The sequence below is a fragment of the Methylobacterium sp. genome (genome assembly GCF_019745455.1).
GTDB lineage: Bacteria > Pseudomonadota > Alphaproteobacteria > Rhizobiales > Beijerinckiaceae > Methylobacterium.
This window is the reverse complement of sequence record NZ_JAIETD010000068.1, coordinates 30,512-44,148: the sequence shown is the minus strand read 5'-3', so window position 1 is coordinate 44,148 and position 13,637 is coordinate 30,512. Positions and strand designations below refer to the sequence as shown.

Genomic DNA, 13,637 nt, shown 5'->3' with positions numbered 1-13,637 from the left:
GGCATGCGATGAACCGCCCTGGAGGAGATGCGATGGCCGATACGCAGACGCTGACGGTGCCCGAGGCCGGCGAGGCTATCACCGAACTCGGCCCGGCAATCCACCTCGATCACTGCGTCATTCACGTCTCGGATTGGGAGCGAGCCACCGCTTTCTATAGGGACGTTCTCGGAGCCGAGGTTGTCCCAGCCAGGAAGGCCGTGGCCTTTCGCTTCGGCGGCGTGCAGCTCAACGTTCATGGTCCCGGACAGATCGGAACGTTGTTGGCCTCGAAGCCGGTCATGCCCGGCAACAGCGATTTGTGCTTCCGTTGGTCTGGCTCGATCGAAGGGGCGATTGCACATCTCACGCATCACGGGGTGCCGGTCGAGCTTGGTCCGGTGGAGCGGCAGGGTGCTGCCGGACTCGGGATCAGCGTCTACTTTCGCGATCCGGACGGCTCCTTGATGGAGTTCATCACTTATCCAACCCCTGTATAGCCCTCGCCTACGCGGGTCATGCCCTCGCTTGGGCGAGCTGCTGGTTCGTCTGTTCGAGGCGCAAAGCGAGTTCGCGCATGACCGCAATGCTGATCGCGGGAAACTGCGCGAGCAGTTCGAGGAACACTGTGCGGCTGATGCGCAGGGCCATGGTCGTCGTCTCCGCCGTCACAGTTGCTGACCGCGGCTGGTCGGCGAGAATTCCCATCTCGCCGACGAGGGCGTTGGCGCCGAGGAGGGCGAGGCGAAACGGCCCCAGTGGCCCCTCGATCGTCACCGCTGCCGTACCGTCGAGAACGAGGTAAGCGGCGTCGGCCTGGTCGCCCTGCGCGAAGAGCTGCTGACCAGCATCGAAATGAACGCGCTCGCTTGTAAAGGCGAGGAGCTTGAGGCGCGATGGCTCGACCTCCCGGAAGAGCGGAACCTGCCTAAGGGACAGAACCTCTGTGTCGAGGGTCATTGACGCGACGCTCCGGCCGGAATGGGCCTATCACGTAGGCCCTCATGATCACGCGTTATCCATGCGAGTCGCTGCGGCCTTGTCCAGTGCTTGGTGGATTGCTGCTCATCATTACCGGGCGATCTCGGCGAAGTGATCGAGCGAGGTTCCGCTGCCGCAGGACGCTTTTTGATCGCTTCTCATAAGACGTCGGGGTGCCGACGAGAGGAACTATCGATAGCTGCGAAGGTTGATCAGACTGTGAGCGACATGCTGAGGAGGCATTGATGGCATCAGGCAATTCGACCTCGAAGCGGGGTTTCGCGTCGATGGATCTGGAACGGCAGCGCGAGATCGCAAGCAAGGGCGGTCGTAGTGTCCCTGCAGAGAAACGTTCCTTCTCCCAAGATCGCGAACTTGCGTCGGCTGCCGGTCGTAAAGGCGGGCAATCCACCGGCACTGGTCGTCCCGGCGAAGACTGATCGCGTAAAGAGCCCCGCCGATCTGGCGGGGCCACCGCATTCAGAGAAAAGCCTCCATTCCTAGCGGGATGGAGGCTTTTCTTATGGTTTCGGATCCTAGGTAGGAAGACGTATCTCAGGCGATGCAGCGCCCGGGAACCATGCGCCGCGCCTCGGGGCCGGCAAGCGAACTGATAGCTCCCTCGCAGCCTTCCTTCATCAGCCGCCGGGGCTTCGTGGATGCGCGGGGAGATGTCGGCGTTGACGATTCTGCGGACGGGATCTCCCTGACCTTGGACGGCCGTTCCACGGACGTGACCTGTAGGCGCTCGATAGGCATCCTGGAAGCTGTCGAAGCGCCAGCCGCATCGGCACCTGTTCGCACGATCGGCTGAGCCAGTATCGCCAGGAGAAGGGCCGGTCCAGTCAAGCCGAGGATCGAACCAAACCGTCTCATCGCCTCGGCCTCCGATTGGGAGCTTGACAGGGTTTCGTGTGAACTCAAGCGAGAGCCATTGGTTCCTTCATTGTGCCAGGATGATGCGAAACCAGTAAATCAAGCCGATCAGCTTAGTGACTTTCCGTTAGGAAGCGCCGGCGTCAGGCGGGCTGACTGTTGCGAAAATGTATCTTCGCTCGAAAATACGACGGCATGGAACCCGCTCGCATCGAGCGCGGTTGTTCGAACACCCGGCCACCTGGTCCTCAACCGCATTCCCCTTGTGCAATGGCCGGACACTTTTCGACGGGCCGGATCCGATCCGGCCCGTTTTTTTCTGCCCATTACAAACAAAAAAAGGCCCCGGCTGATGATGCCGAGGCCAAAGCCGTTATCGCTGTCTCAAGAGACGGTGGCGGGATTACCGTGCATCGTCCTCGGCCAGAGATCCGTCAGGCGGATTTCGCTTCCCGCCGCCGCGCGCTCTGCTGGAAGAACAGGGCCTGGCTGATCACCGCCGAGACGTTGGCGGGCTGGAACGGCTTCGCGATGAGGAAGGCGGGCTCCGGCCGCTCGCCGGTCAAGAACCGCTCGGGATAGGCGGTGATGAAGATCACTGGGACTTCGAAAGTCTTGAGCAGGTCGTTGACGGCATCGAGACCCGAACTGCCATCGGCGAGCTGGATGTCGGCAAGGATCAGGCCCGGACGGGTGCCTTCGGAAGCAATCTTGATCGCTTCGGTGCGAGTTCGGGCAACGCCAATGACGTTGTGACCCAGACCTTCGACCAGGGCTTCGAGATCCATCGCAATGAGAGGCTCATCTTCGATGATCAATATGTCGGTGGCCATGTCCGCCGCGAGCTCCCGACCCGCCTCGTCAACGAGGTCACGGACCTGTGCTACGTCGACATCGAGGATGATCGCCGCATCCTCCTCGGAGAAGCCTTCGAGACATGAAAGCAAAAAGGCTTGGCGCGGCAAAGGCGTGATCTGCCCGAGGCGGACCTCGGCCGGCAGATCGTGCTGCACCTGATCGCTCTGTCCATTTACGGACAGGGAGTTCCAGATCCGCGTGAAGACGCGAAACAGGTCGGCCTTAACGTTGGAACTGCGGCCCAGCGTTTCGGGTTCGTTGACCAGCGTCTCCAGCGTCGCCGCCACGTAGGCGTCGCCGGCGACCTGACTACCCGTGAGCGCCCTGGCATAGCGGCGCAGGTAAGGCAGATGCTGCACCACGAGTTGGGCTGTCGACATACGGTCCCCTTGGATGATTCGTTTTTCCGGTTGGGCCTGCGCTTTAAACGCAGCCTCATACCGGATCGTCCGTTTCAATACCGCATCTTTTCGTGCGGAGCGGTAAGGTTTTGACGCCCGTCGACAGATGCCCCGCGACGCGCGGGACCGCAAGTCCGCCTGCAGGTCCGCAAGTCGCAAAGCTTCGCATCAGCGCCAAGGCCTTAACGTTGTGCGTACGGTTTTGTTCCTAATCTCCGGAACCGATCGTTCGCGACGGCGTTGCGACTGCAGCCGTGACATGAGGCTTCGGCCTCTCGTCTCTCGAGCCACGTCGCATACAAATCGCGCGGGCTCGTGTCCTCGGCTCTCAAGGGGTTGACTGGATGGATCAGGACGGGACGGCTGGCGGTCTTCGCCGCAAGAGCGGGGCACGGCCTAGTGGTGACGACGCGGTGCTGAACGACCTCACGCAGAAGCGCATCGGGCTGCATCTTCGCACAATGTACGATGCCGTGGTCCAGCAGCCTATCCCTGATCGATTTCGCGACCTCATCGCGCGGCTCGATACGGCCGATCCAGAGCCGTCGGACTGATTGGGCTGCCCGTCTATAGCCTCCGAGCGTGCCCCTGATGCTGTTCCGCAGCCCTTGATATCGTTTGTTGTCGAAGGAGGCCGCTGCACTCGGGGTACAGCGGCCTCATGCCGTCGATGCTATTCTTACAAACTCGACGAACGGCCGCGCAGCAGGCCCATGACGGCCGAGATGGCAAACAGCACGATCGCGACGAAGAAGACGAGCTTTGCAGCTTCCATTGCGGTGCCAGCGATGCCGCCGAAGCCGAGCAGCGCGGCCACGAGAGCGACGACGAGGAACGTTACGGCCCAACCCAGCATCGGAGTAATCCTTCACATCGTAGAGACTGGTCGAGCATCGGCTGCGACCTCATGACGTCAATAACGCCAAGTCTCTAACGCGGTTCCGAAAACCAGACACGCAATCGTCACGCTTTCGAGGCGAAGGGATTGCCGCATCGTCAAATCGCCTCCACACTCTTCCTCAAGCTGCCCCAGCCCGGGCCCGACCCGAGAGGCGCGACTACGTTGCGCTCCATGTTCTAGACCGGAACCGCCACAACGGCATTGCGTTCGTCACCAAGCACCATACTTTGGATGATGCCATGACAGACACATCACCCCGCCGATCCGATACAAACCTTGGACGCCGCCTTCTCAAGGTGCTCGACGCGGCCTCGCGCGCCGTAGTCAAGGGTTTGAGCGATGTCATCGAAGGTGCCTTGCCCGCACCGCAGCCAGTGCCGGTTCGCATCACACGTGGGCGCCGCAGCCGCAACTAATTGCTAAGACGTGACGGCGATCAGTAGGTGATCAGTGATCGCAGCCCGAAGACTGCCCCCCCGCGGATCGGCCTGTCCGGGGCAAAGGGGTTTGCGATGCCACCCGACGGATTGAACACATACTGGAAGTCTGGCTGTATCAGCCACCCCGGTAGGATCTGGGCCTGATACGATAATTCTATGCTCGCTTCCGAACTGCGCACAGGTTGAAATCCGGGACTATTCAAAGCCGTATCGCGATCGAAACCGCGAGCACCGGCTCCGATGCGGGCGTAGATGAAACTCAGACCGAAGGCGTCTTCTGGGCGACCCGGCACCATCCCTGAAGCGACCACGCCGCCATCGGCCCACGCTTCGATGGCAGAACGATCTGAAGGACTCCCGGAGACACGCGCGTACAGGGAAACACCTCGTTCGTGTGACCCACCTTCAGGGCGATAGATCTGCTGGTCGACGACACCGTAAATTCCACCGCTACCCCGGAGGCGCCGGGATATGCCCGAACTCTCGCGACTTGCGAGTGGCGTGCCAGCGATGTCGAAGCGAAAATCATCGAATCGGCCGAAATGACGGAAGAAGCCGAGCTTGACGCTGCCGCTGAGTCGGCTGGTATCCGTAGATTGATGATGGCGAAACTGGACTTCGCCCATGACGAGGGGCGGATCGTTCAGACGAAAGTTCGTTCCGGTGCGATTGGCGAAACGCTGTTCGCCAGGGTCGCCATTGAAGACCGCGACCAGGGCGGCAAACGAGGCGTCCGGGTCGTAGCGGAACCGGATTCCCGGGGTTGCCAGCGGATAAGCGGGGCCACCGCCTGGCAGGTTCGCGCCGGCGATGGTCGGCCAATCGTTGCTCAAGAACAGCTTGCCGGTGTCGGATGAGAAGAACTCGCCGTCCGCGGCCAATTGGCCGACGCGTAGGCCGAAGCGGTTGTCGCCCCACCTCTTCTCCAGCCACAATTCGGAGAGGCGTGTCGCGGGATACGCCTCGATGTTGCTCACCGTGATCAGCCGCTGAAAGCTGCGGTCGCGCAAACCGCCGGTGTCGTGGAGCTGGAAGGCGTTGGCGAAGAGGCTCCACCCGGTCCAGCCAGCTAGGACGCCAAGGTCGGCCGTCAGAGCCATTTCGAGCTTCCCGGCGTAGATCGGCCCACGCCTGATCCCGCCCGACACATTGCCCAGCACCTCGTTGGTATAGAGGGCATTGTAGGAGATGCCGCGCCCCTTGAGCAGCTCGCGATAGCCACCAGGATCGCCGAAGGTACCGAGCGAGGATTGGATCGATGCCGGTGCTTTCTCGCCGGGTTCAGGTTCAAGGGCTGCCGATTCCGCTGGACGCTCGATCAGGGGCGACGTGGCGCCTGGCTGTGCGGAGGACGGGAACGAACCCACGCTCGCGGCTGCCATCAGGACGATGCCCAATATCGGCATCAAGGCGGGCGGTCGCCTGATTGCTGCGAGGTACCCCATCTCATCCTCATGTCATCGTCATAGCTTTTGCTATACTTATGGGCCGAGATTCCACCTTGGCCGGCGCACGCTTATCGAAACTGGGTCCTCTGGTGCCCGTCTATTCGCGTGGCGACGCGGATCTCAGGCGCCGGTGAAGGTATCGAAGAGCAGCTTTACGTTGAGCGCGATGATGATGCCTGCGATCCCCCAGGACGTCAGCTTGAGCCATGCCGGTATGACAAGGTTCCCCATCATTCCTCGATCCGAGACGAAGCGGATGAGGGGGACGACGGCGAAAGGCAGCTGCATCGAGAGAATGACCTGGCTGAGTACCAAGAGGCGCGCCGTTCCCTGCTCGCCATAGATGGCCGTCACGACGACGACCGGTACGATCGCGACGCCGCGTGTGATGAGGCGCCTCGCCCAATCCGGGATGCGCAGGCGAAGGAAGCCCTCCATCACGATCTGGCCGGCCAGGGTCGCCGTGACGGTCGAGTTGAGGCCCGACGCAAGGAGCGCCACCGCGAACAGGGTCGATGCGATGCCGACGCCGAGGAGCGGCGACAGCAGCTCGTAAGCCTGTTCGATCTCGGCAACGTCGGTGCGCCCGCCGGCATGGAAGACAGAAGCCGCCATGATCAGGATCGAGGCATTCACGAAGAGCGCCAGCATCAGGGCGATGGTGGAATCAGTCACTGCAAAGCGCAGGGCACCGCGCCGTCCCTCTTCGGTCCGCGGATAGGCGCGGGTCTGTACGATCGAGGAGTGGAGATAGAGGTTGTGGGGCATCACCGTCGCGCCGACGATTCCGATGGCGATGTAGAGGGCGGCCGGGTTGGTGACGATCTCCGATGAGGGCAGGAAGCCGCCAAGAACGTCCTTCATCACCGGCGCGGCCAGGGCGATCTGGATGCCGAAGCAGACGAAGATGATGAGGAGGAGCGCGATCACGAAGGCTTCGAGTGCCCGGAAGCCCCTGCGCATCAGGAGCAGGATCAGAAAGACGTCCAGAGCCGTGATGCAGGCGCCCAGAAGCAGAGGAATCCCGAACAACAATTTGAGTGCGATGGCGGTGCCGATCACCTCGGCGAGGTCGCAGGCGATGATCGCGGCCTCGCAGATCAGCCAGAGCGCAAAGCCGACAGGGCGCGGATAATGATCGCGGCAGGCCTGGGCCAGATCTCGGCCGGTGGCGATCCCGAGGCGGGCCGCGAGCGCCTGCAATACGATCGCCATCAAGTTCGAGAGCAGGATGACGAAGAGCAGGGTGTAGCCGAACTGCGAGCCTCCGGCGATGTCGGTGGCCCAGTTGCCGGGGTCCATGTAGCCGACCGAGATCATGTAGCCCGGCCCGAGGAAGCCGAAGAGCCGCCTTAGCCAGGTGCCGGTCGCCATCACCGGCACGCTGCCATTCAGCGATCCGAGACTCGGAGACGCCTCCGTGTCGCGGCTGAAGCGCCACGCCGACTTCGCCTGAACCGAATCTGCCATGGGTGGTCTATCCGTGCGAGCTTCGGCAGCGCACAACGAGCGAGCCGCGCCGTTTCATAGCACGAGCTATAATCGAGGCAAGCGGCTATGTTCGGCTTCGGTGCACAGCGCGGCGACCGGACGAGCCTCCGCCGTCGGGTGGTTCAGGCGGCCATGTCACCGTTGGTAAAAGCTTCGGGCGTTTGGGCAAGGACGGCAATTGTCCACCGGCTCTCGCCGGCGAGGGAGGCGATGTCGGCTGACGAGGACGAGGACGTGGAACGGCCAGCCAGCGCCCTTACCTCCGAGGCCGCCACCGCGAAGCCCTTGCCGGCATCCCCGGCGCGTGCCGATTCGATGGTCGCGTTGAGGGCGAGGAGGTTGGTCTGCCGCGCGATGGCGTCGATGGACCCGGCGATCTCGCTGATCTTTCTCGACGAGGCCAGGACGTCGTCGAGGGCCTTGTTGGTCTGATCGGGGGTGGCGCTTCCGCTGCGTCGCGTCGACCGCATACATCAGGATCCTCTGCTTACGGCCCTCAAGGTCCGGCATCACCGAGAGGATGGCATCGAGCCAGACTCGATGGCCGTCCTGTGACGGCCAACGGATCTCCTTGCTGATGCGCGCCTGCGTCCCGGAGGCCAGCGCTCGTAATTCCGCTGCGCCGAACAAGGAAGCTCCAAGGGAGCTGCTCGGCTCGAGCAGGACCCCAAGGCCGCGCAGGTGGTCGTTGGCGCTCACGAGCTTGCCGTCGAGATCCCATTCGCAGATCGCGTTAGAAGTCTCGATGGCGTCAAATTGGATGCCGCGCCTGACCGAGTCTTGCTTCATGACGCTGACATTGGCTTGGATCGATATGAAACGGCTGATCTCCCCCGTCGCATCGAAGATCGGGTTGTAGGTGACCTCGATCCGGACGTCGCGGCGGTTCTTGGCGATGCGACGAAATTCTGCCGATCGGTAGCTACTCGCCCGCAGCGCATCTCAGAATGCCTGATCGGCAGGGCCCGTGCGTTCCTTCTGTCGAGCGCGGCGATCTAGGAGGCTCTATCGCTCGTCCCGAAGACCGGCATCGAAAATTCAACTTAAGAAGCTCAATCGTGTTTCCGTGAAAATCTAAATTGATTAATTCAACTGCCATCAGGTAGGGATCGTTTTAAAATTATTACATCATGTGCCATTTAATGAATAATATATAATATATTGAAAGAAATGGTGCTGTTAAGTTAAAGAAACTCTGCTTTTGTCCATCAGTTAGCCACTCAAGAAAAAACACAAGTCACCGATTTCGTCGAAGCAGCGGTGGATGTAACCGTCCAGACTTGGTTCTGCAGCGAAAACATTGTGTGCAAGTCAAAGATTAGAGAAACGAGCAGACGAAAACGATCCCCGTAACGTGGCCGCAACGGTGTTCCCTATGGTTTGCCTAGGTTGTCTGCCGCATTGCACGACTGCCCTTTGCCGACGTAATCGAAGATGACATGCCGCAGATGCAGCGCCGCGTGTGCCCCCGACATTGGAGGGCGCGCCTGGCGTGATGTCAGGTGGCCCGTCGGTCTCGAGAGGTAGGGCATGGATTGGCAGCGTTTCGCGCCGTCTGGAACGCGTCGGCAGATGCTCGGAACCGCCGGCGCGGGGCTCATCCTCGGCCTTGGCGGCATGACGGTGGCGACGGGCTTCGTGCAGGCCTCGGAGCGCGGCGGCATCGGTGCCTTTTTCGAGGAGCTGTTCGGCGCTCCACCCCCGCCACCCGTCGCGCGTCCTCTGCCTCGCACGACCCGCTACTCTTCCCTGCCCGATCCGCGCCGCGTCACCGCGGCGGCCGCATCCCGCTGGACGCCACGTCCACAGGCTGCTGAGCAGCCCGTGCGTGTGCGGTCGCGCAAGCAGCGCGCCTCGGCGCAGATCACGGCCTCGGCTCTCGGAGCGCGTACCGTCTGCGTGCGGGCGTGCGACGGCTACATTTTCCCGGTGGGAAATCTCGCTTCCAAGCGCGACCTGCCGGTGCATCAGGCTGCCTGCGCTGCCGCGTGCCCCAACACGCCGACCGCGCTCTACACCCTGGCCCGCGGCGAGACGGAATTCGATCGCGCGGTAAGCCTGTCCGGTCAGCCTTATGCGAAACTCGCTTCCGCCAACCTGTTCAGGACGAAGCGAGTCGAGCATTGCTCCTGCCAACCGGAAGGCGTGGCGGCTGCTCCTCTCCCACTCGACCGCGACCTGACGCTCAGAGCCGGCGACGTCGTGGCGACGAACGCTACGGCCCGGGTCGTGGTCCCGGCCCGCAAGGATGGCTTCCAAATGGTGGATTTCCGCCACGTGAAGGGTTTGTCGCGCCGGGCGCGCCGAGACATCGACGCCAAGGTCGACGTGATCCGTCGCGAAGCCGATGCGAAGGCATTCCGCAGGAATTTGCGCACAGCTGAACGGGCACAACGTGTTCATCTCGCACAGATCGGCGGTTTCCAGCCGCTGGCGACTCCGATCGAGGTCGAGCCGTCCTTCAGCGTCGTGCGCGTGGTGGTGCCCTCACCCTTCAAGCCCTGATCGGCGGACGAACGGCATTCAGCCCTTGTCTCGTACGACGTCCGACGGCAAAGCGGCGCCGGGAACGGGGTCAGCGAATGGACGAGATCAGCGATACGAATGACCGCGGCGGGACGTCGGAGGCGCCAAGCTTCGAGGCCGCGCTCCCGGAGAACGGGAGGACCGAACAGGTCTCGCCTTTGATCCGCCGGCGGATCTGTCCGAACGGCAGCCCCTACACTGCGAGCGGTACCTGTAGCTATGTCGTCGGACGCGGCGAGGTGGCGATCATCGATCCGGGTCCTGCCGACGAGAGCCATGTCGCGGCCCTCGTCGACGCGATTGCGGGCGAGCGCCTCTGTGCCATCGTCGTCACTCATACCCATCGCGACCATTCCCCAGGCGCCCGCCTGCTTCAGGCGCGCACCGGCGCGCCGGTGGTCGGTTGCGGCCCCCATGTCGCCGCCCGCGCGCTCGGCGAGGGCGAGGCCCGTCTCGATGCCGGTGCCGACCGCGACCATCGTCCTGATCGTATCCTGAGCGATGGGGAGAGCCTCACCGGGCCGGGCTGGACCCTGGTAGCGGTCGAGACGCCAGGTCACACCATGAACCACCTCGCCTTCGCGCTTTTCGAGGAGGCGGCCCTCTTCTCGGGCGATCACGTGATGGGGTGGTCGACAACCATCGTGGCGCCCCCGGACGGTTCGATGCGGGCCTACATGGCCTCCCTCGACAAGCTGCGCGAGCGAGACGAGACCGTATACTGGCCCGGCCATGGAGGCCCGGTGCGCGATCCGAAACGATTCGTGCGCGGGCTCGCCGCCCATCGCCGCCAGCGTGAAACCTCCATCCGCGCGCGCCTCGAGGCCGGCGACCGCAACATCCTGGCGATCGTCGGAACGATCTATCAAGGTCTGAGCCCAACCCTCATCGGGGCAGCGGCCCTGTCGGTCTTCGCCCATCTCGAGGATCTCGTCGAACGCGGCCTCGTCGCCACCGATGGCGCGCCGCGCCTCGACGGGACCTACGAGCCGCTGACCTGAAGTGCGCTCACTTCAGCGCGATGGCGAGGGCGGTGACCTCGTCGAGATAGGCCCGGATGCGGTCGGCATTGGCGCCGAGATCGCGCGCACCAATTCGCGAGGCCGAGCGTACGTCGATGCGGGCACCATCCGCCCGTGGCCGCACCCTTACGGTCACGTCGTCGGCGAGGTTCAGAATCTGCCCGCGCGCCACCGCCTCGATGCGGCCGTTGCCGATCTTGCCGCCGGGACGGATCGCCTCGACGATCTGCCACTTGCGATTCACGGCTGCCTTGCGGGCCAGTTCGAAGGCCTCGTCGGCGCCGATATCGAGCGTGAGGGGAGCCACCTGGGGGTAGGCCTTGCGCTGCGCAGCCCGCACCACGGGGCCCGGCTCCATTGGGTAGCGGCCGTCGCGAGCGGCGAAGGCGGCGCTGGAGCGAGAGAAAGCAGGGGGGTTCTCCACATCGGTGCTCACGTCGGTGAGCGCCGGCAAGCGCAGGCCCCGGATGGCCGCGAAGGCCGGGTAGGCGAGAACGAGGCTTGCCACGACGAGGCCGCCGATCGCGCCGCGCAGTCCGCGCGCGCCCTCGCGCCAAACCCGCACCAAGGCGAAGGCCGCCATCAGCAGCGCCACGAGGGCCAGCATCGGGCCCGTCGCCAGAGCGACCAGTGCCGGCCCCGGTGCCGCACGCGGATCGCGCACGACGACGAGCGCGATCAGGCTTACGAGCAGCGCGAGCCAGGCAATCTGCCGGGCAAGCGGGCCGGCGCGGGTGACGGGAACTTCGATATGGAGGCGACGCATTGATCCGTGACGATCGCTCTTGGAGACAGTGGCGGCCTCTCCGCCTCGCCATCGCAAGGTCTACCCGGCGCAACGCGCTGACGCCAGTTTCCTGTGGGGAAAGGATCATTCGGCAGGGACCGGCTCTGTCACGCTATCGACCTGCATCCATTCTGCTATAGCGGCCCTCATCATGAATGCACCGCTCGTCACAAGCTCGCCGACGACGTCTGGAACCGCTGCGGTCGATCCGCTCCGGGTCTACTTCCGATTCGTCCGGCTCAGCCGGCGAATTACGGCAGCGGTGGCAGCCGAACTGCGTGTGATCGGCCTCTCGATCCCGCAATTCGACGTTCTCTCAACCCTCACCGAGCGAGAGGGTCTGACGCAGCAGGATCTGGCCGCACGCCTATACGTCACGAAGGGTAACGTATCCGGTCTCGTGGACCGCCTCGTCGAGGCGGGGCTCGTCGAGCGGCGCGCGATCCCGGGGGACCGGCGTTCGTACGCACTCCATCTCACGGCCGCGGGCATCGATCTCGCTGCGCGCGGGATTGCTGCGCAGGAGGCCTATGTGGCGCGAACTCTCGGGCGTCTCGCTCCCGAGGACATCGCCGAGTTCGAGCGCCTGGTCATGCGGTGGCGGGATCTGGCGCGGGACGCAGAACCTGGCGAAGTCCGCTGACTTCACGCTCGTTTGCCGGCGGCAATCGTTCGGAGCAGTGAGGGCAGCTCGGCGATCGAGTCCGCCACGTGGTCGGCCAGCGGCGCCAGCTCGGACCTTGCGGCATCTCCGAGCGGCCCGCTCAGGACCGCAATGGCAACCGCTCCGGCGCTGCGAGCCGCGATAAGGTCGTAGGCGGAATCGCCGATCATCGCGACGCGTGCGGCCTCGACGCCGAGGCTTCGGGCGAAGGCCGTGATCATGCCGGGATTCGGCTTCGCGCCGAAGCCGGAATCATAACCCGCGACGAAGCGAAAGAACCGCCCGATCCCGAGCGCTTCGGCCTGAGCCTTCGCAGAGGCTTCCGCGTCGTTCGTGGCGATGCCGAGGTCATAGCCCATGCCGGCGAGTTCTTCCGCAATTCGGGCAGGATCACCGATCGGGCGAAGCGCGCGCAGGCCCTCCAGGCGAAAAAGGGTGTCCATCTCGGAAAAGAAAGCTCTCCCTGGCAGGCGACCGAGCGCCGCCGCCCAAAGCGGGCCGTAGGCTGCCGACGAACCGGCGATCAGGGGTGAGCTTGGCAGGAAGCGCCGCTCTTCCTCGATGTAATGGCTCACCGCCATCAGTCGTTCGAGTTTCGGACGGTCACCTTCGGCGAGGACCTGCATCACCGCATAGGCTGCCGGTCCCCATGTCCGGTCGAAATCGATGAGAGTGCCGTCCTTGTCGAAGAGCAGGCCGCGCAAGACGCTCACGCGGCGGCGCCCGCCGCCACCTTCTCGACCTCCACCAGCGGCCCGCCTGCGGTCATCCGCTCGCGCGTCACCACGCGGTCACCGGGCGCCATGACGCCGAGCGCCACATCCCGGTCGGGCAGAACCACCGTGGTGGTCCTGTCGAGATGGACGAGGACGTGGCGCTTCATCGGCAGGGAGGCCGCGGCCCAGCGCCGGAGCTGGCCGTGATAGGGCTCGCGCTTCCATGCAGCGGGCTGCCCCGGATCGACCTGGACATTCATGTTGCGGGTCACGGGATCGAGGCTGAGCACCATCTTGGCCTTGTCGGGCTTCCATTCCGGCCCGAGCCAGGCCTCCGTCATCCAGAGACAGTGGAAGGCGCGGCAATGGTCGGGCCGGGTCTCGTGGATGGCGCAGCCCCTCCCCTGCTTGGTGTGCCGGCACCATTGCCCGGCCAGGCTCTCGACGGCGGGAACGTCGTAGACCTTGCAGCACAGGGTGCAGCTGCCGCAGGCGCGGCCCGGCGCGGGGTGGGCGACGATGGTCGCTGGGTCGAGCATGGCTGTTT

Annotated in this window: 15 protein-coding genes; 6 read left to right on the top strand and 9 right to left on the bottom strand. The window is 63.9% G+C overall.

The genetic code is table 11. From position 1 onward, the window contains the following. The first annotated feature begins 32 nt into the window (after positions 1-32). Positions 33-479, top strand: a complete 447-nt coding sequence (locus tag K2Y56_RS15470; protein WP_292509209.1) for a VOC family protein — start codon at positions 33-35, stop codon at positions 477-479. Positions 480-495: 16 nt separating this feature from the next. Here K2Y56_RS15470 and K2Y56_RS15465 read toward each other — a convergent pair whose 3' ends face one another. Next, positions 496-939: a Crp/Fnr family transcriptional regulator gene (locus K2Y56_RS15465; protein WP_292509206.1), complete on the bottom strand. Its 444-nt coding sequence runs from the start codon at positions 937-939 to the stop codon at positions 496-498. 266 nt (positions 940-1,205) lie between these two features. Between K2Y56_RS15465 and K2Y56_RS15460 the strand changes: the two genes are divergently transcribed. Continuing rightward, positions 1,206-1,400 carry a KGG domain-containing protein gene (locus tag K2Y56_RS15460; protein ID WP_292509203.1) on the top strand — a complete coding sequence of 65 codons (195 nt, stop codon included), beginning with the start codon at positions 1,206-1,208 and terminating at the stop codon, positions 1,398-1,400. A gap of 870 nt (positions 1,401-2,270) precedes the next feature. Here K2Y56_RS15460 and K2Y56_RS15455 read toward each other — a convergent pair. Next, entirely contained in the window at positions 2,271-3,074 is an 804-nt protein-coding gene (locus K2Y56_RS15455; protein WP_292509306.1) for a response regulator, read from the bottom strand. 365 nt (positions 3,075-3,439) lie between these two features. On the opposite strand from K2Y56_RS15455, the gene K2Y56_RS15450 reads away from it, so the two are divergent. Next, a complete protein-coding gene (locus K2Y56_RS15450; RefSeq protein ID WP_292509200.1) occupies positions 3,440-3,649 on the top strand; it encodes a NepR family anti-sigma factor in 210 nt (69 codons plus the stop codon). Positions 3,650-3,774: 125 nt separating this feature from the next. On the opposite strand, the gene K2Y56_RS15445 is transcribed toward K2Y56_RS15450, so the two are convergent. The 4 genes from K2Y56_RS15445 to K2Y56_RS15430 all read right to left on the bottom strand — a co-directional run bounded on the left by K2Y56_RS15445 (position 3,775) and on the right by K2Y56_RS15430 (position 7,845). Next, positions 3,775-3,951, bottom strand: a complete 177-nt coding sequence (locus K2Y56_RS15445) for a DUF1328 domain-containing protein (RefSeq protein WP_082494335.1) — start codon at positions 3,949-3,951, stop codon at positions 3,775-3,777. Between the two features lie 481 nt (positions 3,952-4,432). Next, on the bottom strand, positions 4,433-5,833 hold the full coding sequence (locus tag K2Y56_RS15440) for a carbohydrate porin (protein ID WP_292509195.1): 1,401 nt from the start codon (positions 5,831-5,833) through the stop codon (positions 4,433-4,435). Between the two features lie 171 nt (positions 5,834-6,004). Next, positions 6,005-7,354, bottom strand: a complete 1,350-nt coding sequence (locus tag K2Y56_RS15435) for an Nramp family divalent metal transporter (protein ID WP_292509192.1) — start codon at positions 7,352-7,354, stop codon at positions 6,005-6,007. Between the two features lie 143 nt (positions 7,355-7,497). Then, positions 7,498-7,845, bottom strand: coding sequence for a methyl-accepting chemotaxis protein (locus K2Y56_RS15430; RefSeq protein WP_292509189.1), 348 nt, complete (start codon positions 7,843-7,845; stop codon positions 7,498-7,500). A 1,102-nt stretch (positions 7,846-8,947) separates the two neighbouring features. Between K2Y56_RS15430 and K2Y56_RS15425 the strand changes: the two genes are divergently transcribed. Both K2Y56_RS15425 and K2Y56_RS15420 read left to right on the top strand, forming a co-directional pair. Next, positions 8,948-9,880 carry a DUF2865 domain-containing protein gene (locus K2Y56_RS15425; protein WP_292509186.1) on the top strand — a complete coding sequence of 311 codons (933 nt, stop codon included), beginning with the start codon at positions 8,948-8,950 and terminating at the stop codon, positions 9,878-9,880. 77 nt (positions 9,881-9,957) lie between these two features. Then, positions 9,958-10,902 (top strand): MBL fold metallo-hydrolase, encoded by a 945-nt coding sequence (locus K2Y56_RS15420; protein WP_292509183.1) that lies wholly within the window; start codon positions 9,958-9,960, stop codon positions 10,900-10,902. Between the two features lie 7 nt (positions 10,903-10,909). Here K2Y56_RS15420 and K2Y56_RS15415 read toward each other — a convergent pair whose 3' ends face one another. After that, a complete protein-coding gene (locus tag K2Y56_RS15415; protein WP_292509181.1) occupies positions 10,910-11,689 on the bottom strand; it encodes a DUF1499 domain-containing protein in 780 nt (259 codons plus the stop codon). A gap of 172 nt (positions 11,690-11,861) precedes the next feature. Between K2Y56_RS15415 and K2Y56_RS15410 the strand changes: the two genes are divergently transcribed. After that, a complete protein-coding gene (locus K2Y56_RS15410; protein WP_292509178.1) occupies positions 11,862-12,353 on the top strand; it encodes a MarR family transcriptional regulator in 492 nt (163 codons plus the stop codon). Positions 12,354-12,355: 2 nt separating this feature from the next. Here K2Y56_RS15410 and K2Y56_RS15405 read toward each other — a convergent pair whose 3' ends face one another. Both K2Y56_RS15405 and K2Y56_RS15400 read right to left on the bottom strand, forming a co-directional pair. Continuing rightward, positions 12,356-13,087 carry an HAD family hydrolase gene (locus K2Y56_RS15405; protein ID WP_292509175.1) on the bottom strand — a complete coding sequence of 244 codons (732 nt, stop codon included), beginning with the start codon at positions 13,085-13,087 and terminating at the stop codon, positions 12,356-12,358. Beyond that, positions 13,084-13,629: a hypothetical protein gene (locus K2Y56_RS15400; protein WP_292509172.1), complete on the bottom strand. Its 546-nt coding sequence runs from the start codon at positions 13,627-13,629 to the stop codon at positions 13,084-13,086. Before K2Y56_RS15400 ends, K2Y56_RS15405 begins: the two co-directional genes overlap by 4 nt. Between the last annotated feature and the right edge of the window lie 8 nt (positions 13,630-13,637).

What these genes read in the sequence shown, in the direction of transcription:
- K2Y56_RS15445 (WP_082494335.1), bottom strand. Translation starts at nt 3,951, where the DNA reads ATGCTGGGTTGGGCCGTAACGTTCCTCGTCGTCGCTCTCGTGGCCGCG.
- K2Y56_RS15435 (WP_292509192.1), bottom strand. Translation starts at nt 7,354, where the DNA reads ATGGCAGATTCGGTTCAGGCGAAGTCGGCGTGGCGCTTCAGCCGCGAC.
- K2Y56_RS15430 (WP_292509189.1), bottom strand. Translation starts at nt 7,845, where the DNA reads ATGCGGTCGACGCGACGCAGCGGAAGCGCCACCCCCGATCAGACCAAC.
- K2Y56_RS15455 (WP_292509306.1), bottom strand. Translation starts at nt 3,074, where the DNA reads ATGTCGACAGCCCAACTCGTGGTGCAGCATCTGCCTTACCTGCGCCGC.
- K2Y56_RS15410 (WP_292509178.1), top strand. Translation starts at nt 11,862, where the DNA reads ATGAATGCACCGCTCGTCACAAGCTCGCCGACGACGTCTGGAACCGCT.
- K2Y56_RS15450 (WP_292509200.1), top strand. Translation starts at nt 3,440, where the DNA reads ATGGATCAGGACGGGACGGCTGGCGGTCTTCGCCGCAAGAGCGGGGCA.
- K2Y56_RS15400 (WP_292509172.1), bottom strand. Translation starts at nt 13,629, where the DNA reads ATGCTCGACCCAGCGACCATCGTCGCCCACCCCGCGCCGGGCCGCGCC.
- K2Y56_RS15425 (WP_292509186.1), top strand. Translation starts at nt 8,948, where the DNA reads ATGCTCGGAACCGCCGGCGCGGGGCTCATCCTCGGCCTTGGCGGCATG.
- K2Y56_RS15460 (WP_292509203.1), top strand. Translation starts at nt 1,206, where the DNA reads ATGGCATCAGGCAATTCGACCTCGAAGCGGGGTTTCGCGTCGATGGAT.
- K2Y56_RS15470 (WP_292509209.1), top strand. Translation starts at nt 33, where the DNA reads ATGGCCGATACGCAGACGCTGACGGTGCCCGAGGCCGGCGAGGCTATC.
- K2Y56_RS15465 (WP_292509206.1), bottom strand. Translation starts at nt 939, where the DNA reads ATGACCCTCGACACAGAGGTTCTGTCCCTTAGGCAGGTTCCGCTCTTC.
- K2Y56_RS15420 (WP_292509183.1), top strand. Translation starts at nt 9,958, where the DNA reads ATGGACGAGATCAGCGATACGAATGACCGCGGCGGGACGTCGGAGGCG.
- K2Y56_RS15415 (WP_292509181.1), bottom strand. Translation starts at nt 11,689, where the DNA reads ATGCGTCGCCTCCATATCGAAGTTCCCGTCACCCGCGCCGGCCCGCTT.